Source organism: Anaeromicropila populeti (assembly GCF_900112775.1).
Classification (GTDB): domain Bacteria; phylum Bacillota; class Clostridia; order Lachnospirales; family Lachnospiraceae; genus Anaeromicropila_A; species Anaeromicropila_A populeti.
In genome coordinates, this window is sequence record NZ_FOYZ01000001.1 from 89839 (window position 1) to 107774 (window position 17936).

At 36.9% G+C, this 17936-nt stretch carries 19 protein-coding genes; 1 reads left to right on the plus strand and 18 read right to left on the minus strand.

Features of this window, described 5'->3' with window-relative positions; translation table 11 throughout:
* Positions 1–3: 3 nt before the first annotated feature.
* From BM305_RS00420 to BM305_RS00430, 3 genes are all read right to left on the minus strand, one after another.
* The gene (locus tag BM305_RS00420) at positions 4–1662 is read right to left on the minus strand and encodes a dynamin family protein (protein ID WP_177214472.1); all 1659 of its coding nucleotides are present in this window, start codon (positions 1660–1662) and stop codon (positions 4–6) included.
* 250 nt (positions 1663–1912) lie between these two features.
* Entirely contained in the window at positions 1913–3631 is a 1719-nt protein-coding gene (locus tag BM305_RS00425; RefSeq protein WP_092558720.1) for a methyl-accepting chemotaxis protein, read from the minus strand.
* 164 nt (positions 3632–3795) lie between these two features.
* Positions 3796–4272, minus strand: a complete 477-nt coding sequence (locus tag BM305_RS00430) for a glutathione peroxidase (protein ID WP_092558721.1) — start codon at positions 4270–4272, stop codon at positions 3796–3798.
* An 863-nt stretch (positions 4273–5135) separates the two neighbouring features.
* Here BM305_RS00430 and BM305_RS00435 point away from each other — a divergent pair.
* Positions 5136–5702, plus strand: a complete 567-nt coding sequence (locus BM305_RS00435; RefSeq protein ID WP_092558722.1) for a manganese efflux pump MntP — start codon at positions 5136–5138, stop codon at positions 5700–5702.
* 60 nt (positions 5703–5762) lie between these two features.
* Here the strand turns inward: BM305_RS00435 and BM305_RS00440 are convergent, their stop codons facing one another.
* From BM305_RS00440 to BM305_RS00510, 15 genes are read right to left on the minus strand one after another with little or no spacing between them, the layout of a single operon-like run.
* Positions 5763–6449, minus strand: coding sequence for a FadR/GntR family transcriptional regulator (locus tag BM305_RS00440; protein WP_092558723.1), 687 nt, complete (start codon positions 6447–6449; stop codon positions 5763–5765).
* A gap of 20 nt (positions 6450–6469) precedes the next feature.
* Positions 6470–7384: an AEC family transporter gene (locus BM305_RS00445; protein WP_092558724.1), complete on the minus strand. Its 915-nt coding sequence runs from the start codon at positions 7382–7384 to the stop codon at positions 6470–6472.
* Between the two features lie 20 nt (positions 7385–7404).
* Positions 7405–8181 carry an aspartate/glutamate racemase family protein gene (locus tag BM305_RS00450; RefSeq protein WP_092558725.1) on the minus strand — a complete coding sequence of 259 codons (777 nt, stop codon included), beginning with the start codon at positions 8179–8181 and terminating at the stop codon, positions 7405–7407.
* 18 nt (positions 8182–8199) lie between these two features.
* The gene (locus BM305_RS00455; protein ID WP_092558726.1) at positions 8200–9381 is read right to left on the minus strand and encodes an NAD(P)/FAD-dependent oxidoreductase; all 1182 of its coding nucleotides are present in this window, start codon (positions 9379–9381) and stop codon (positions 8200–8202) included.
* Positions 9378–9662 carry a (2Fe-2S)-binding protein gene (locus BM305_RS00460; RefSeq protein ID WP_092558727.1) on the minus strand — a complete coding sequence of 95 codons (285 nt, stop codon included), beginning with the start codon at positions 9660–9662 and terminating at the stop codon, positions 9378–9380. The genes BM305_RS00455 and BM305_RS00460 overlap by 4 nt, the downstream gene beginning before the upstream one ends.
* Complete coding sequence (locus BM305_RS00465) at positions 9659–10162, minus strand: 4Fe-4S binding protein (protein ID WP_092558728.1); 504 nt, start codon at positions 10160–10162, stop codon at positions 9659–9661. The genes BM305_RS00460 and BM305_RS00465 overlap by 4 nt, the downstream gene beginning before the upstream one ends.
* A 5-nt stretch (positions 10163–10167) precedes the next feature.
* Positions 10168–11316 (minus strand): NAD(P)/FAD-dependent oxidoreductase, encoded by a 1149-nt coding sequence (locus BM305_RS00470; RefSeq protein ID WP_092558729.1) that lies wholly within the window; start codon positions 11314–11316, stop codon positions 10168–10170.
* Positions 11313–11636, minus strand: a complete 324-nt coding sequence (locus BM305_RS00475) for a (2Fe-2S)-binding protein (protein WP_092558730.1) — start codon at positions 11634–11636, stop codon at positions 11313–11315. The genes BM305_RS00470 and BM305_RS00475 overlap by 4 nt, the downstream gene beginning before the upstream one ends.
* 19 nt (positions 11637–11655) lie before the next feature.
* Positions 11656–12030, minus strand: a complete 375-nt coding sequence (locus BM305_RS00480) for a RidA family protein (protein WP_092558731.1) — start codon at positions 12028–12030, stop codon at positions 11656–11658.
* A 33-nt stretch (positions 12031–12063) separates the two neighbouring features.
* Positions 12064–13047: a C-terminal binding protein gene (locus BM305_RS00485; protein ID WP_092558732.1), complete on the minus strand. Its 984-nt coding sequence runs from the start codon at positions 13045–13047 to the stop codon at positions 12064–12066.
* Positions 13048–13079: 32 nt separating this feature from the next.
* The gene (locus BM305_RS00490; protein ID WP_092558733.1) at positions 13080–14351 is read right to left on the minus strand and encodes an aspartate aminotransferase family protein; all 1272 of its coding nucleotides are present in this window, start codon (positions 14349–14351) and stop codon (positions 13080–13082) included.
* 16 nt (positions 14352–14367) lie between these two features.
* On the minus strand, positions 14368–15528 hold the full coding sequence (locus tag BM305_RS00495; RefSeq protein ID WP_092558734.1) for an iron-containing alcohol dehydrogenase: 1161 nt from the start codon (positions 15526–15528) through the stop codon (positions 14368–14370).
* Between the two features lie 39 nt (positions 15529–15567).
* Positions 15568–16269: an amino acid ABC transporter permease gene (locus BM305_RS00500; RefSeq protein ID WP_092558735.1), complete on the minus strand. Its 702-nt coding sequence runs from the start codon at positions 16267–16269 to the stop codon at positions 15568–15570.
* A complete protein-coding gene (locus tag BM305_RS00505) occupies positions 16266–17000 on the minus strand; it encodes an amino acid ABC transporter permease (protein WP_242940418.1) in 735 nt (244 codons plus the stop codon). Before BM305_RS00505 ends, BM305_RS00500 begins: the two co-directional genes overlap by 4 nt.
* A gap of 24 nt (positions 17001–17024) precedes the next feature.
* Positions 17025–17900 (minus strand): ABC transporter substrate-binding protein, encoded by an 876-nt coding sequence (locus BM305_RS00510; protein ID WP_242940419.1) that lies wholly within the window; start codon positions 17898–17900, stop codon positions 17025–17027.
* Positions 17901–17936: the final 36 nt, after the last annotated feature.

Sequence of the window (17936 nt, forward strand, 5' to 3'; positions counted from 1 at the left end):
TGCTTACATTTCTTCAATCGTCATCAACTTGCGAATTGCCTGCAAATCATTTTCCAGCTTTGCAATTTCCTGTGACTTTTCATATTCTTCTAAATCAAGCATGGTTTTTATATCTTCCAGGGATTTTTCAAGTACTCTCTGATGTTTTAATATCTTGCTTTTTATTTCTGTATTAACATTTACAACGTATTCCCGGATTCCTAACTCTACCGTCTCTGCCGCAGTCTCTGCTACCTTCTCTATAATCTGCTTCGCCGCTTTTTTTGCCTGCCGTTCCTTTTTTCTCTCATTGGTAATATTAAATGCAACATCTGCAAAAGCACCTAGTATTCCTCCAATTACAGCAAGAATTGGTCCTGCAATTGCCACACCGATTGCTGCCATTACAATAGGTGCTGCTGTGGTAAAGATACTTTTTATAATGTTATCACCAAACATTTTATTAAATTGTATCCTCATTTCTTCTGAATATGGTGTGTCAACCTGAATTACATCTGAAATATTCTGCATATATTTATGTAAACGTGGTTCAAATTCTGCTTTTACACTAATTGCAACTGCATTTCTTACGATTCCATTGACCCTTTCCGAAATATCATTTCCATTACGAACCAAAACAGCAATGACATCCAATGCCTCTTCCAAATCTTTTCGAATCCTGTCCTTTACCGCCTCAATGCATTCATCTGTTTGTGAATCAAATCCCTGCATCTCTTTGTCAATCCGATTCATCGCATCTTGAATTTCCTTTTCCAGCTTTTCTTTTTCCTGCTCCAATTCAGATGTTGACAAATCCTTTTTGTCAATTCGGTCCAAAATATACACTTCAACGAACTTTGCACTTTTTCTTAAAATCTGAAGATACTTATAATCAAATATTTCCGCAGTCTTTTGCTGAATTTCTCTTAAAAACTCCTTTACTTCCTCCACCTGTATGTTTCCTACAGACTCAACACAGGCACATTTCACTTCATCTACTTCCAGAATCCCCTTAACCAGTGACTGTAAAAGGTTCTTACATGCCATTAAATCATCCTGGCTAAGACGTTTGCATTTGGTAATAATCAAATAGACGGGAATTTTATGTATTTTTAATTCTTTTAGGAGATCTGCTATACTTTCTTTTAAAACGGGTTCATCTGAAGAAACAACAAGTAAATACGCCAGACTGTTTGGAAGATACTGGTCAATCGCCTTGTTATGCAGTTCAATGCTGGTATCAAAGCCTGGTAAATCCACAATTTTTACGGTTGGAATTTCTCTTAAAAAATCACATTCATACTCAATTCTTACAAAATCTGTATTTCTTACATTTAAATCCTTTAGTGGGAGCTCTTCCATTCCATACTCTTTTATCTTTCCGCCAAAATGCTGATATGCTCTGTTTTTACCATAATAAATTTCAGTGGGAACTGCTGTTTCTGGTGTGATATCCACACTTAGCAGAGACTTTTCTAAAATGGCATTAATCAGTGAGCTTTTCCCAGTACTAAAATTCCCAATTACTGGAGATGTCACCCTAAATTCTTCCATTTCTTCCAAATGCCTTTTTATGTCCGAAGAATCCAGACCGTACTTTTCTTTAATTTCTGCAATAATTTGCATATTTTTCCTTATTTCATCCTTGTACTGCATATTGTTTTCCTCCGAATACGATTTCATATAACCCGTGCTCCCCTTTACAAAATTATTCGAATAACATTCTACTACCATTACTATATTATTGAATGCATGATCGTATCACTCTTACCTATTCAGTTTAGCATGAAGACACTTCAATTTCAATAGCACTTTCCCAATCCGCTCTTTCTTCATAATGCTGTATTTCTAAGCGTTTATGATAGAAAAAATCTTTGTATTTTATTTTTTAATAAATAATACAAAGATTTCTTCCTTACTATTCTGTATTTAATTAATGTCTCATGATGTCTATTACCTGTTCCAATTCATTGACTAAATTGGCACTTACTTTTACCTGTGTATAGGTTTCTCCTGTAAGGGCAACAATATCTGACGTTTTCCCTGCAATGTCTGCAACACCTCCAGTAGCTTCTCCAACTGTTAAGTTAATGCCAGAAACCGCCTCGGATATCTGCCCTGTTATCTCACTGAGTTCTTCCATTTCCTTATGTATTACGTCCATTGCCGCCTGTACTTCTCTTGCATCCTCATCATATTGCTTTCCAACTGACAAGAAATAACGGTAATCAGGCAAAACCGTCGCTTCTAGAAAATCAAGTGCCGTTTCCAGGCAGTCTGACATATTAAATACTGCATTATGTACTTCTCCTACAATTGCCGCAATGTTACTAACCGTCTCCGCAGACTGGCTTGCTAAATTGCTAATCTCATTGGCAACCACTGCAAAACCTCTTCCTGCCTCTCCAGCTCTTGCTGCCTCAATTGATGCATTTAACGCTAATAGCGACGTCTGATCCGCAATTTCCATAATGGTATTGCTTAATACATTAATCTTATCAACCGTTTTCGATTGTTCCATTGCTTCAGCTGCTTTTTCTTTCACCGACCCATAGATTACCTTTGTTTTCTGGGTTGCATTCTCTGTACTGGTTCTAAGCTCATCAGCACGATTCATAATCTCTTCTGCTAATTGTGCTCCCGCAGTTGTTTTTCTATTAATCTCATTGGCACTTCCTTTTATCTGATTTACATTTCCGTCAATTGCCTCAATTGTAGCACTTGTCTCTTCCATCCCAGCTGCCAGCTCCTCCGCAGTAGCTGAATTGTCTGCTGAAAAATCATTCATTTTATTTGTAACTTCTTTTAACTCATCAGAATTCAGACTGAGATTCTTTGATGTACTTTCAATTCTTGTCACAATATCTCTTAAATTCTCTTCCATCACAAATACAGTACGTGCCAGCAGACCACTTTCATCTTTTTTTCTACTTAATTTTTCCAATGTTCCATCATCTGCAAAATCAAACTCTGCTGCTTTTTTCAGAACAATAGAGATCTGCTTTAATGGTGTAGTTGCTCTTAAAGAAACAAAGGCTGCAATTATCACCAGCATCAGACTGATTAATACACTGAATCCAACGGATACCTTGACCATCTGATTCACACTATCCATCACATCAGACTTGTCTGCTGCAACAACAAAAATCAATTTACTATTGGGTGAAACGCTATATGCTGCATATTTTTTCTCCCCTTCATACATATATTCCACAACTTTAGCTTTTGGAATATTTCCTGCCTCTAATTCTTCCATAATCTCTTTAATGATTGATACATCGTTTTCAATTGGCAGTCCAACCTTACTTTCTACTGGATGATAAAGCATAATGCCGTCACTTGCAACTAAGTATGAATAACTAGATTCTATCTCTGATAATTTTGCCTCACTAAGAAGTTCTGTCAGCACATCTAGTGAAGGCACTTCACCGCGTACTTCTACCTCATGTTCAATTGCTTTACCATATAAAACAGCTAGATCATACATATTATTACTTATCGTCTTACTTTTATCGTTGATTACCCTTGGCACTGTAATACATAAAATGCCTGCTGACGATAATAATACTGCCATAATAATAAGTACAATGATCTTTACCTGTAGCGAGTAAAGCAGTCTCACTTTTTGGTTTTCCATTTTTTTGGTATCCATGGAATATCCCCCTTTGATTTTCACTTTTCATTATTATCTAGCAAAATACACAAAATACAGTTATATTTTACCACATTATCTTTTTCATGTAAATACAACTTTTTTCTTTATAATAAGACGAAAAGGTGCTGCTTATGAAATAAGCAACACCTTTTTTATATTTTTTACTTTAATAAACCTTCAATTTCTTTTTTCATATTAGATGGCAAAACAGTTGGCGCAAATTTCTTAACTACTTTTCCTTCAGTATTTAGTAAGTATTTTGTAAAGTTCCATTTAATTTCCCCAGCAAAATACTCAGGATCCTGACTCTTCAAATATTTGAATAATGGATGTGCTGTCTTCCCATTGACATCCGCTTTCTCAAACAGTGGAAATGTAATTCCGCTGCTATTCACATAGAATTCAACTAATTCTTCCTTGTCCTGTGGTTCGTCTGCTGTAAACTGTGCACATGGAAAACCTAATACAACAAAACCTCTGTCCTTGTATTCATTATAAATTTCTTCCAATTCTTTTAACTGTGATGTAAAACCGCATTTACTTGCGATATTTACAACAATAACAACCTTCCCCTTATATTCCTCCATTTTAACCTCATGTTCATTTAATCCCCTAGCAGAAAAATCGTAAAAATTCATAAATACCTTTCCTTTCTTATGCAATCCTAACCTGTACTCAATTTTGTTAATGAACTTAAAACTATTAACTATTCGTTTATCGGTTCAATCAGTTCTAGTCGTTTGTCTAGTTATATAGAATCATAAGTTAACCGTACAATGTTCTGATGTCTTATCATATGCACTGATAATTTTTCACTGACAGCCAATTATATTGTATGTAACAAATGCAATCACAATAAACCAGCCTAATGATACAAACTTTTCATTAAAATGTCAATATAACTAGGTGTATATTTTTTATAATTATCTATCTATTACCCCAGTAGAAAATAATTATTCTTTTTGAAACCTCCTTCCTTATTTATTCGAAACACTCTCCTTATATCCTGTTTCGTTTTATACACTCCCTTGATAATATATTATAGCAAAAAAAACTGTTTTAAACAACAAACTGTAAAATGTTTTTTCATATTACACTATTTTCATGGTTTTTTCTATTTTTTTCATGTCTTATTGCTTTAATATCAGTTATTTTTGATATAATACTTGCTTTCTGTTCTGATTTAATCTGAAACTCCTATACTTTACAATTCACATAAAAAAATCTTTCTTGTCAATTATAGAAATGCATGTTTCAATTGTCAAGCAAATAGAAATTAACCTATATTTACTTTGAAATTTACTTAATTTATCTAATTCTATTGACAAAAATACAAAATAATAATATAATTTATCAGTAATGATAAGGGAGTAGTTAGCACTGAAGTGTAATAAAGCCAACATACTGATATTTTACATATCTGGTTTTATTTTAAATAATGAGACTTATCTACAGTCCAGCTGTAGGTAGGTTTTTTTTATGTGATAAAAGGAGAAATGTTATGAGTATTATTGAACTACTAGCAATTGCTGTAGGACTTTCCATGGATGCCTTTGCAGTATCTGTCTGTAAAGGACTCTCCAGAAAAAAATTGAAGTTTGCAGACATGTATATCGTGGGATTCTATTTTGGTTTTTTTCAAGCTGCCATGCCGCTAATTGGATACTATTTAGGTATTCAGTTCAGTAAAAGAATTATGTCTGTCGACCACTGGATTGCCTTTATTTTATTAGGCATTATTGGAGCGAAGATGATAACGGAAGCTTTTGCATCCCATTCTCCAGACGAAGAAGAAAATGACAGTCTTGGTTTTCACCATATGATTGTTTTAGCTCTAGCAACAAGTATTGATGCTTTAGCCGTAGGTGTTACTTTCGCATGTTTGAACGAAAATATTGTGCCTGCTGTTTCGATTATTGGTATTGTAACGTTTCTATTATCGGCTGCCGGTGTACGCATCGGTCACAGCTTTGGCGTCAGATATAAAGCAAAAGCCGAATTTGCTGGTGGTCTGATTCTTATTTTAATGGGTGTAAAAATTTTGGCAGAAGGGCTTAATATTATTTAACTCTGCTCTATTTTAACGAAGAGTATCTATCCCTTTTCTCTTCGTTAAAATAGTTTTCTATTATAGTTCGTTACGATGTTCCATGATACGTCTCCGGATACATTCAATATGGGACTCCATTGCTTGTTCAAATTTTTCAATATTCCTCTCTTCCACTGCACAGATCATTTCCTTGTGTTCTTTTTGAGCATGTAATCGTATTTCACTTCCACCTGTACTTCCTAGATAATCAGAACGATCCGTCAAATTGTTTAAGGTCGTAGTAATAAGAACCAGTACTTCGTTTCCAGAACAGGCAGCCAGCTGAAGATGGAATTGTGCATCATACTGTGAAAATTCTCTGCTGTCTTCTAATGCACTTTCCATTTGGCTATAGATTAATTTCAGCTTTAAAATATCACTGGCAGCAGCCCTTTCTATTACTCTTTTTCCCACAGCCGTTTCAATCGCAATACGAGCATCTAAAATATCAAACGGATTTACATTACTGGAATCTACTGCATTTTCAAACTTGCTCATCAAATCCCGCTGATCAGGCTGAGTTACATACCCGCCACGACAGGTCATAATTTCAACCAAACCCTTTTCATTTAAGACCTTCAGGGCTTCCCGTATTACTGTTCTGCTGACACCATATTGTTCCGCCATCGCCCTTTCTGAAGGAAGCTTAGCATTTACTTGTAATTCACCGCTTCTAATTCTTTCTTCGATTTCACCAGCTATCTTTTCATAAAGTAATTCTGCCATATTTCCTCCTTTTCCACTGTTTAAAGAAATTTTAATAAACCAATTATAAATGGCAATGTAATAAGCATAAAAATCATATTCTGCACTACTGTTCTTGCGGCAAACTCAGGTTCACAATTTTTCTGCTCTGCAACAATTACATTTAATGAGCCAGACGGTAATGCCGTTAATAATATACATAATTTAGCTGTCATTGAGGAATCTCCTATCACTTTAAAAATCCCAAAGGCAATTACCGGAAAAATAATCAACCGAAATAAGGATACCAGATAGGAATAGAAATCCTTTACAATTTCTGAACATTTCATCTCTACAATTGTACAGCCGATAATAATCATAGAAAGGGGGACTGTCATGTTTCCTACACTTGTAAATGCAGCTTGTACTGGCTCAGGAAAATGAATCTGAAAAATAAACTTTATGATAGACAGCATAGAAGCAATTGTAACTGGTGTCTGAAATACTTTCATTATGTTCATTCCACTTTCCTTGTCTAATATCTGAATTCCATAGGTAAAAAAGAATATCTGATAAAATAAATTATATAAAACTGCATATAACATAGCCGATGTTCCAAAAACTTCCTCTGCCACTGGGAATCCAATGAATCCTGTATTGGCAAATACACACATCGTTATAAAAACTTTTCTTTTCTCAACAGAAACCGAAAGCCTTTTGCTCAATAGCGTTATTCCAGCCAGACTCAAAATATAATAGCCACCCGCAAATATACAGGTAGCTGTTATTCCCTGAAAAGTGTCCTTTGAAAATGCAGCCTCTGTACTCGATATAATACTTAACGGTAATATTGCTTTCAATAATACATCTGAAATTCCTTTTTGAAGTTCTTTGGTTATGATGTTTGCTTTCTTCAATATTACACCAATACTAATCATAATTACAATTCGAAGCATTAAACTAAATACCGATTCCATTTGCTGCCTTCTTTCCTATTTTATATAAATCCAGTATATGGCCGCTGGGTTACTGCATTATGAAGCCATTTAATTAAAGTAGTAAAATCAAAAACTGGCAGCTTCACAGCCTCCTGCACTTTATATGCATATGGAGGCATATCACTGCACTCCAGCAAAATTGCCCCAATTTCTTGATTTTCCCTTACCAGTTCTATAGCTGCATCTACTACTTCCCCTTCTGCCTTATGGTTATCAAACTCACCACGCCCCTCTAGTATACAGGAAAATTCTTTTTTATGTCTTAAATCTTTTATCACAATTCTTTCAGAATCTAATACGCCACAATTTTCTAGCAGTCTAGTAGTAAGAGATGCCTGATCCGCTGTCAAAATCCCTATTTTCTGCCCTGGCTTTAAAAGTGGTAATATCCACGGTATCTGAACCAGACTGGAAATGGCAACTGGTACATTCAGCTCCTTTGCCAGTTCCTTCTGATAATTTCCAAAAAAGCCACATGCTGCACTTACTGCCCGCACACCTTCCTTTTCCAGCTCACGTCCTGCTTCTAACACCTTCTGCCATACAGATTCTTCCATCCTGAACAGATTATCAACATTCAGATTCTGAACAGCTTTTAGGCGTACTGGAAAGTCAAAGGTATATCCATTTACAATGTTCCCTGGAACCATAGGATACCAGACATCCTCAATGTAAAGAATTCCAACTGGAAACCCGGAAATATTCTGTCCTTTTTTCATTTTTACAACAGAATTTTTCTGAAAAGGTGTAAAATATCCATATTGCACATGTTCCATATTTTATATCCCCCTAGATTATAACACATTTTTTTCAAATCTGCTGAATTTTAATTTACTAATATCAAATTCCGTTTTTTCACCAGCTACAACCTGCGCCATGATTTTTCCTGTAATTGGCGACAGACAGATTCCATCTCCTTCATGCCCTGCTGCTATATAAAACCCTGGAACTGCCTCAACATCTGATACTATTGGCAGGTGATCCACAACAAAAGGCCTTACACCAGCATAGCTTCTAATACAATTAATGTCCTTCAGACATGGAAAAAACCTCATCCCTCGCTCGGCAATTGCTTTCATGGCTTCAATTTCTGAACGTGCATCAAATCCACGGAAACCACGGTACCCTCCCAGTAAAATATTTGAATCATTGGTATATTCAATGTTAAACGCTACATTATATTCTTCAACCAAAGGGCTTACATTTCTTTTAAAATTTATGTCGTCAAACTTCGACATCATATATCCGAATTCAAGTATTTTGTGCCATACAATTCGCTTTGTCTTTTCTGAAATCAAATTCATTCCTTTTCTTGGCTGAATTGGAATTTCAATTCCTGCCATTTTTCCCACATCAGGTGCCCATACCCCTGCACAGTTAATTATTTTTTTCGTATAGATTGTTCCTTGATCGGTTTCGATTCCTTCTACCTGATTTTTCTCCCCAAGAAGAATTTTCTGTATGCTGCAATAGGTATATACTTTCAATCCTAATTTTTTTGCTTCCTCTGTAAAAGCAAAGCAGACTTTATACGGACTCATTGCTGCATCTCCTGGTGTCCAGATTCCGCCAATTAAATCTTTTGCCAGATAAGGTTCCATTTCAGCAAGAGTCTTTGCATCTACCATAGACATGTCATAACCATCCTGCGCCTGTCTGTTGGCATAAGCAGAAGCCGCTTCATATTCTGATTCTGTTTCACAGACGTATAAACAGCCCTTCTGGTCAAATTCAAAATCATACGAAAATTTCGCTGCCAGCTCTTTGTACAATGCAATACTTGCTGCTCCCATCTGGGTATCTAGCCCAGGCTGCTTATCGCAGATAAGTGCTACTGCATCACAATGGCTGGAGGAGCCATTTGCAATATCACCATGATCAATTAATGCAACCTCATAGCCCTTTTCACACAAGTGATAAGCCACACTGGTTCCAATAGCACCCGCACCAATTACTACTACATCATATGCCTTCATACTACCCCTCCCTCTGCTAACTCCCCAAATGTAACAGGTCTAACTGGTGGTCTGGCTGTAGAACGCCCTGTCTGTTCTGGACAAATATTTAATTCACTGCATAGAATCTGCTGTACCAGCTTTTCACAGGTTCTGCCCTGGCATAATCCCATTCCTGCCCTCACACGTCTTTTTACACCTGTAATATCTTTTGCACCTTCTCTAATAGACTGTTTTATTTCTCCAACGGTAATTTCTTCACACCGGCATACAATCATATCATCTGGCATAATTTCACTCATTCTGCTCTCCTCCTTTGAATGCTTCTTACCTGATCCACATACTCTTTCGGGATTTCTATTGTAATAACTGGTGTATGGTCAAATGCTTTTGGATTCATAACTTTAATTACTTTTCCATCACAAACCACTTCACCTTTTCGATTTACAGCCTTTACCTCTTCGCCCTCTGTTGGAATAGGAAAATATTCATAGGGAAATGCCACTGTTGCCTTTGTTTCACTATGCACCTTATTTACAATAAAAATTGCCATACCAGGACATTTTGAAACGCAGATTCCACAGCCTGTACACTCATCCCCGTTTACAATCGGCAGATTTGTAATAGGATTTCCAATTATAATTGCTTTTCGGCTGCACGCTGCTTCACAAGGATTGCATGGTATCTGCTGAACACATTCAATAACAGCTACGGCACCTTTTTTAAAACGTTCTTCGTCTGGTATTGTTTGAATCTGAACCAGTTCTTCATATTCTAGATAACCTGTATTTTCTAGAGCCATAATTTTCACCCTTTCAACTTAATTTCTGCCTGAGGCATCCCTACTTTATTAAGATACTCTGCTAATACTACCTCTTTTGCTGACAGCCTTCTTTCTCCAAAAGGTCCCAGTCTTAACATTTCAAGTCTTTTCCATATAGCATCTTTCTTCTCTTCCGCCTCTTTGTCTGCTATAAGTGAAAGACTTTGAGCTGCTGCAATCCCTGCAATTCTTCCTTCCTCCAATGCCGTATTGGCCTCTTCTACCCCAGTTGCATCTCCTGCTACATATACTCCTTCTACAGATGTTTCCATATTTTTATTATGCAGAGGAATAAATCCACCAAATACACCATTAAACGTAAACTCACAATTTAGCAGCCTTGTTAATTCAACTGTTGGCTTTAAACCTGCTGCAATTGCTACACAGTCCGCTTCAATTACTTTTTCCGTTCCGCTGATTGGCTGAAATTTGTCATCCACTTCTGCAATGACAACTTCTTTTACACAGTCCGTTTCATCGCCGATTGCTTCTATAATCGTATGCTTCATGTATATAGGAACGCCAGCTCTTCTAATCTTTGCCGCATGAACTGCATATCCGCCAATTTTAGGTGCTGCTTCTACTAATGCAACAACGTCACAACCCGCCTGCATAAGCTGATAAGAAACAATCAACCCTACATTTCCACTTCCCAGCATAACAACTTTTTCTCCAGGTTTTACATGGTTTACGTTTATCATGGTCTGGGCTGCTCCAGCCCCCATAACCCCTGGTTTTGTCCATCCTTTAAACCGGACTACATTTTCACTTGCTCCTGTTGCAACAATAATTTTTTTTGCAAGTATAGTCACAACTTCCTTTGCTTCATTTTCAAGTCCTTTTTCTACTGCCACTTTATTTCCTGGAAACAATCCGATAACAGTACTTTTCAGCCATATTTCAACTCCATTTTCTTCTGCTTCCCTTAGAAGAAGCATCCCAATATCCATCCCCCTAGTTCCAGAACGATGTGCACTTGAGCCAAAAAATTTATGAATCTGCTTAAACAGCTGGCCTCCTGGCTTTATATTCAAATCAATAATAAGTACATTGGCACCCGCTTTTGAGGCTTCAATTCCAGCTGCCAGACCTGCTGGGCCAGCTCCCACAATTACAACATCCTTTTCTATCATTTCCGTTCCACCTCCTTATGAAGACCATTCTGTGTTTCCACTACCATACCATCACGAACGGGAGTGATACAGGTTCTTACATTTGGTTTTCCATCTACCACCATCGCGCAGTCTGTACATTGTCCTATTCCACAGAACAAACCCCTTGGTTCCTGTTTTTTTAACGTATAGCGGTTGATTTTAATTCCATTTGCCAGGAGCGCAGCAAGAATGGGTTCCCCTTCTTTTGCCGCAATCATTTTCCCATCTACCGTAATCTGCACCAACGGCACATTGTTGTCCACCTCTAGTATTACGTGATTTTCTACTCGTAAACACATCGTATCTGCCCCCTTATTTTTAGTCTGCAAATGCAGTAAACTCCATTTCAACTAGACAGCCATCTACCATTCCTGCACATTGTGTACAGCATCTGGCAGGATAATTATCTGAAAAATAAGTCTTATACACTTCATTCATTTCTGGCACAACTGCCATGTCTAATACATAGATTGTTACCTTTGCAATCTGGTCCATCGAGGAACCCGCTGCTTCTAGTACAGCTTTTGCATTTTCCATTAACTGTTTTGTCTGCTCTGTTATTCCTCCTGCAACAAGTTCTCCTGTAATATCCGTTCCAATCTGTGTCGTAAATACCATATTTCCGTACTTAATTCCTAACGCATAAGGTCCGTGGCATTCTCCACATTTTTTTGTAATAATCTGCTCTTTCATACTTTATTTCCTCCTGTAATTATGTTTTTTCATTTAAAATTTCACTTGTTTATTTACGATAAAGGTTGGCATTTCCTTTTTAGAAAGTCTGGATACCAGCTGACTCAATGCCTTTACACGTGCATCATAAAATGAATCTTCCGAAATAAATGCTGCATGTGGGGTAATTACCACATTTTCCAGCCCAAACAAATCACTCTTTTCATTTACCTCATCTTCAATCACATCAATACCAGCGCCTTTTATTACACCAGTCTGTAATGCTTCCACCAAAGCGGTTTCATCTACTACTGCCCCCCTGGCTGTATTAATTAAGAATGCACTTTCCTTCATTTTTTTCAATTCATTTTTTCCTATTAAATGAGTGGTTTCAGCCATTAACGGGCAGTGTAGTGAAACAAAATCCGAGTTTTCTAATAATTGGTCCAAAGTTTCTGCTTTTTTGCATCCAAAGCCTTCCAGGTACTCCTTTGATTTTGTTGGCGCATATACCAAGATTTCCAGGCCAAGGGACTGAAGGACAGGAACCATTGCTTTCGGTATAGCCCCAAAGAAAACCATGCCAAAGGTTTTTCCTGTAATACGATATGTTTTGTAGCCAAGTAAGGGGTCCCACTTTCCTCTACGTACACTTCTGTCATAAAAACTGATTTTTCTTACAAGGTCAATTGCCAAGCCAATGCAATGCAGTGCTACTTCCTCTGCACAAAAGCCTGGCGAATTAGTTACACAGACACCTTGCTTTGTGGCAGCCTCTAAATCCACATTGTTATAACCAATAGATTGCAAGGAAACTATTTTAAGATTAGGAAGCTGTTCTATCACTTCTCTTGTAATCTGCTCATACTCAACCACTAATCCATCCGCTTCTTTTACACATTCAACAAAGCTTTTTTCATTTGACTGATTCTTTATTTCTATTAATTCTATATCTTCCACTTCCCATTCCTTCAAAAGTGTATTTTCAAAATTCAAATTATCATCGATGTTATAGTAAATCACTTTATTTTTGTCCATCCTTCTGACCTCCTCATTTCTTTTTGCAGTTGCTAAAGTGTCTGCAAAGCTGCCTCCAGAATCATAATACCCTGATCAATTTCTTCCTTCTTTACATTTAATGGCGTTGCAAATCTCATCCCATTTCCATGTACACCACAATTTAGCGTTAACATTTTATTTCTTAAACACTCTGCCTTTACCTTTGCCCAGATATCGCCCCCTGGGGTACCATCTTCATGTGAAAATTCAATTGCCAGCATCAGCCCCAATCCACGAACATCCGAAATACAACTATATTTTTCCTTTAATTCAAATAATTTTTCTTTTAAATAACTTCCCATTGTATTCACATTTTCTAAAATATTCTGCTCTTCAAACACATCTAGTACTGCATTTGCTGCTGCCGCTGCCACAGGATTTCCTCCAAATGTTGTTCCATGCATTCCCGGATGCCATTCCTCCATAATTTCGTTGGTACTGACTACTGCGCTCATTGGAAGTCCTCCAGCAATTGCCTTTCCCAGCGTCATAATGTCTGGTACTACATCAAAATTTTCACAGGCAAACATTTTCCCTGTCCTTCCGTATCCAGCCTGTATTTCATCAAAAATCAACAGAATTCCATGCTCACTGCAAATACTTCGAATGCCTTGTACAAATTCCTTTGTTGGAACTACATATCCACCTTCTCCTTGAATCGGTTCCATAATAATGGCTGCCACCATTTCAGGTGCTACCACATAACTAAATAGACTTTTTAGCTCTTCTAGACAGTATTCTGTCCGCTGCTGCTCATCAAATCCCTTTGGGCACAGATCCTTAGATGGATATGGTACAAAATACGTTGACCCCATCATTGGTTCATAATATTTTCTATACTTAGAATTAGAAGCCGTTACAGTCGTTGCTCCAATTGTTCTTCCATGAAAAGAACCTTTAAATGAAATAATAGCTGGTCTTTTTGTATAAGCCTTTGCAAGCTTAATTGCACCATCTGTTGCCTCAGCACCACCATTGGAAAAAAATATAGAATTTAAATCTCCTGGTGTCACCTCTGACAGTCTTTTTGCCAGCTTTAATGTAGGCTCAAAATTCACTAAATTAAAGGATGCATTAATTAAGTTTTTTGCCTGTCCACAAATGGCATCTACTACTTTGTTATGGGAATGTCCTAATGCATTAACAGCAATTCCCTGTACAAAATCCAAATACCGTTCTCCATTAATATCTGTCAAATAACATCCCTCACCGCTTGTAATAATTAAATCTGTTGCCTTTGCCAGTGCTGGACTCAAATATTCCTTATATTGATTAAATTCCATCTTCGTTTCCTCCTTATTATTTCATTGCCTCGTCTAAAATTTGATATATTATTTCTTCGGTATAAGACACTGGGTTCATTGCCAGAAGCCTGTATTCCATTGTCCCTTTTACGATAGCTGGGAACATGTCCTTTGTTATCCCTACCTCACCTAATGACTGGGGAATTTGAAAATCACTTATCATTGCTTTTACAGCGTCAATTGCTTTATGAGAAGCATCTGCAAGAGACAGTCCCTGGATGTTTTCTCCTAACAAACTAGCAATTGTTGAAAATTTTTCTATATTTCCTTTTCGGTTCTTATTCATTACATATGGCAGCATCATAGCGTTAGCCATCCCATGAGAAACATGTGCAATTCCTCCCATGGCCTGTGAAATGCCATGTACTGCTCCTAGTCCGCCATTTAGAAATGCAACTGCTCCTAATGTGCTGGCCAGTGCCATATTTCCCCTTGCTTCTACATCTGTAGGCCTGAAAACGGCTGTTCTTAATGATTTTCCAATTAGTTTTATTGTCATTTCTGCATACATATCACTTAAGGGATTGGCATTTTTTGATACGTAGGCCTCAATTGCATGTGTTAATGCATCCATTCCAGTACTTGCCGTAATATCAACTGGCATATCAAGTTGAATCATAGGATCTACCACTGCAATTTTAGGAACCAGATATTCATGGGTTATGGATAATTTACACTGCTTTTCTTCATCCGAAATCACACTGGATGCTGTTACTTCACTTCCGCTTCCTGCTGTTGTGGGAACACAAATTAATGGTAGAGATTGTTTTTCAACTATTCTGTTCCCTCCAAAAAGATATTCCCGGCAAGAACCCTCATTGGTTTTAAGCATACACATTGCCTTTGCCATATCCATTACGCTGCCGCCGCCAACTGCAATTACTAAATCTACTTGTGCTTCACGTAATTTTTCAGCTGCCAGATCCACATCCGCTACTGGTGGTTCTGGTTTTGTATCTGAAAAAACTGTTACTTCTATTTTCTGTTCCACCAATTTATCCCATATTGTCTGAAATTGCTTTGTCTTCTCAATCCGTTTTCCTGTTACGATTATTATTTTTTCAGCTTTTAATTCTCTGCAAAGCTGGTGAAGTTCAAAACTTTTTCCTTCTCCATAGATTATTCTGGTGGGACATTTGAATATAAAATCTTTCATTTATCCACCATATCCTTTCTATAAGACTAACCAACTGCCCTATCTTTTTAAATATTTTCCTGAATGTCTTTCTATCAATTGAAACAATTGCTCAAACATAATAAATATTACCCAGTAAACAAATGCTGCCATAATATACGTTTCTAAAAATCTCTGATTTTTTACGGCAAAGTTTTTAGCTGCCCCCATCATTTCCACTATTGTTACCATATAAGCCAGTGATGTTGCTTTTAATAAATTGACAAAATGATTTCCTATGTTAGGAATACAAACAACAATTAACTGAGGAATAATAATCCGAATCATCATCTGCAACTTAGTAAATCCCATTGCGTAACAGGCTTCAAACTGACCTTTTGGAATAGTATCTAATGCCGATAACAGCATGTCACTCATATAAGGAATATAAGAAATAGATAATGCTACAATTGCCATCTGGATTTTAGGCGGATTTCTCAAATCATACTCAAACCGAAATGTTCCTCCTAATGCATGGAGAATGTCGTCCATGGAATAATAAAAAAAGTATAGAAAAACTAAAATGGGAACACCTTTTAAAAAGGAAGAAGTTAGCCGGCATACATTTGCAAGAATTTTATTATTACTTTTTTTCATCAGTGCAAATAAAATTCCTCCTAACAACGCAATTGCCATTGACCACAAAGTTAACTTCATAGTAACTGGAAGCTTTTTTAAGATTGGCTCAATGCAAGTAATTGCATAATGAAAATCAAAACTCATACCCTTCCTCCCTTCACTTGTAATCTTTTAAATAGTCTATTATTTTTACCAATATGTTCGGATGTTCCTCGATTTAAATAATCTACTAATCGATTTGTTAAAAACATAAACCCAAGACCAATCATCCAAAACATAATGGAAACCTCAAAAAACAGTTCCCTCTGGCCAACACCATAATTATTTAGTGCCAGCTGGGTTGCTTTTCCCATAATGTCATACACTCCAATTGCCATACCTAGTGAGGTATTTTTCATTAGTTCAATAGTCATATTGGTTGTATTGGGAAGAGCATTGGCTCCCGCCTGTGGTAAAATAATTCTGAGAAACACCTGAATCCCACTCATTCCAAGACTTTGTCCAGCTTCGATTTGTCCTTTATCAAGCGCAATATATGCAGAACGGAATATTTCAGCAAAAAATGCTGCTTCATTTAGTGCAAAAGCTGTAATTGCATATACCGAGTTATTCCAGTTATTTGTACGTATCCCAAGGTCCTTCATAATCAGCGGAACAGCAATAAACACAATAAGCAGCTGGGCAATAATGGGGGTGCCTCGCATAAAAGAGATATAGACACTTGCAAATGCTTTTGCAATTTTATTTTTACCGACTTTTGCCCATGTTAAGAATAACGCTAATATGAGTGCCAAAAACACAGATGTAAATAAAATGTAAAAGGTCATTGGCAACGCCTTTACCAAATAGGGAAAATATTCTATCATAATCTTCATGTAAGCACCTCCCGACAAGTGTTTTTATTTTTTGTAAGAGTCATAATCGTATAGGGCACCTGTTTCCTCTGCAACCTGGAAACAATCCATTCCAAGCCATTCTTTTGATAATTCAGACAGGGTTCCATCCTGATACAGGGTAACAATACACTCATTTAGTTTATCTCTTAAATCCTCATATTCTTTGTTAATAACTACTACACAATCTGCACAATATACTGGATCGGAGCAGAATAAATCCATTGGTTCCTGTGCAATAATGTCATCGTACATTGATTTACCACCAAACCAGACATCCCAGGTTCCATTTGCAACGCCTTTACAGCTGTCATAGTAGGACACATATTCTGACACCTCTTCCTGGCTGAATTTAACATTTGGAAATTCTTCAGCCATTTTATATAGCACAACATACAATCCATCATTCGGTGGATTTGGTACTACAACCTGTCCATCTAAATCTTCAAATTTTGTGAAACTGTCTTCTGTTCTGGAAATCAGATTTACTGGATAATAGCTTTGTGGAATAGAAAGAAGAAAATTTTCTTCTCTAGCTGGTGTTACAAAATGTGCTGAACAAGATAAAGCATAAGTCCCTGCCTGTACAGCTGCTGCTCCTGCGTCTGGATCAACTGCATTGTAATGAAATTCATATTCTTCTAACAACTCATCACACTTTTCAAGAAATTTATAGTCATATCCTTGAAAATCACCATTTTCGTCTTGGTATGTGTAAGGTGCCATTCCATCCAAAATAGCAATTTCAACTACTTTTGGATTATCCTTTGTTGGGGTGTCTCCACCTTCCTTACTTTCCTCCGTTTCTTTGTTGCAGCCAGCCAGACTGCCAGCCACCAAAATAATCATTACTATAAATACTGCTTTTTTCCATTTTTCCATACAAAGTCCTCCTTATTGTTTTGTTATTTTATAAAG

What these genes read in the sequence shown, in the direction of transcription:
- BM305_RS00420 (WP_177214472.1), bottom strand. Translation starts at nt 1,662, where the DNA reads ATGAAATCGTATTCGGAGGAAAACAATATGCAGTACAAGGATGAAATA.
- BM305_RS00425 (WP_092558720.1), bottom strand. Translation starts at nt 3,631, where the DNA reads ATGGATACCAAAAAAATGGAAAACCAAAAAGTGAGACTGCTTTACTCG.
- BM305_RS00430 (WP_092558721.1), bottom strand. Translation starts at nt 4,272, where the DNA reads ATGAATTTTTACGATTTTTCTGCTAGGGGATTAAATGAACATGAGGTT.
- BM305_RS00435 (WP_092558722.1), top strand. Translation starts at nt 5,136, where the DNA reads ATGAGTATTATTGAACTACTAGCAATTGCTGTAGGACTTTCCATGGAT.
- BM305_RS00440 (WP_092558723.1), bottom strand. Translation starts at nt 6,449, where the DNA reads ATGGCAGAATTACTTTATGAAAAGATAGCTGGTGAAATCGAAGAAAGA.
- BM305_RS00445 (WP_092558724.1), bottom strand. Translation starts at nt 7,384, where the DNA reads ATGGAATCGGTATTTAGTTTAATGCTTCGAATTGTAATTATGATTAGT.
- BM305_RS00450 (WP_092558725.1), bottom strand. Translation starts at nt 8,181, where the DNA reads ATGGAACATGTGCAATATGGATATTTTACACCTTTTCAGAAAAATTCT.
- BM305_RS00455 (WP_092558726.1), bottom strand. Translation starts at nt 9,381, where the DNA reads ATGAAGGCATATGATGTAGTAGTAATTGGTGCGGGTGCTATTGGAACC.
- BM305_RS00460 (WP_092558727.1), bottom strand. Translation starts at nt 9,662, where the DNA reads ATGAGTGAAATTATGCCAGATGATATGATTGTATGCCGGTGTGAAGAA.
- BM305_RS00465 (WP_092558728.1), bottom strand. Translation starts at nt 10,162, where the DNA reads ATGGCTCTAGAAAATACAGGTTATCTAGAATATGAAGAACTGGTTCAG.
- BM305_RS00470 (WP_092558729.1), bottom strand. Translation starts at nt 11,316, where the DNA reads ATGATAGAAAAGGATGTTGTAATTGTGGGAGCTGGCCCAGCAGGTCTG.
- BM305_RS00475 (WP_092558730.1), bottom strand. Translation starts at nt 11,636, where the DNA reads ATGTGTTTACGAGTAGAAAATCACGTAATACTAGAGGTGGACAACAAT.
- BM305_RS00480 (WP_092558731.1), bottom strand. Translation starts at nt 12,030, where the DNA reads ATGAAAGAGCAGATTATTACAAAAAAATGTGGAGAATGCCACGGACCT.
- BM305_RS00485 (WP_092558732.1), bottom strand. Translation starts at nt 13,047, where the DNA reads ATGGACAAAAATAAAGTGATTTACTATAACATCGATGATAATTTGAAT.
- BM305_RS00490 (WP_092558733.1), bottom strand. Translation starts at nt 14,351, where the DNA reads ATGGAATTTAATCAATATAAGGAATATTTGAGTCCAGCACTGGCAAAG.
- BM305_RS00495 (WP_092558734.1), bottom strand. Translation starts at nt 15,528, where the DNA reads ATGAAAGATTTTATATTCAAATGTCCCACCAGAATAATCTATGGAGAA.
- BM305_RS00500 (WP_092558735.1), bottom strand. Translation starts at nt 16,269, where the DNA reads ATGAGTTTTGATTTTCATTATGCAATTACTTGCATTGAGCCAATCTTA.
- BM305_RS00505 (WP_242940418.1), bottom strand. Translation starts at nt 17,000, where the DNA reads ATGAAGATTATGATAGAATATTTTCCCTATTTGGTAAAGGCGTTGCCA.
- BM305_RS00510 (WP_242940419.1), bottom strand. Translation starts at nt 17,900, where the DNA reads ATGGAAAAATGGAAAAAAGCAGTATTTATAGTAATGATTATTTTGGTG.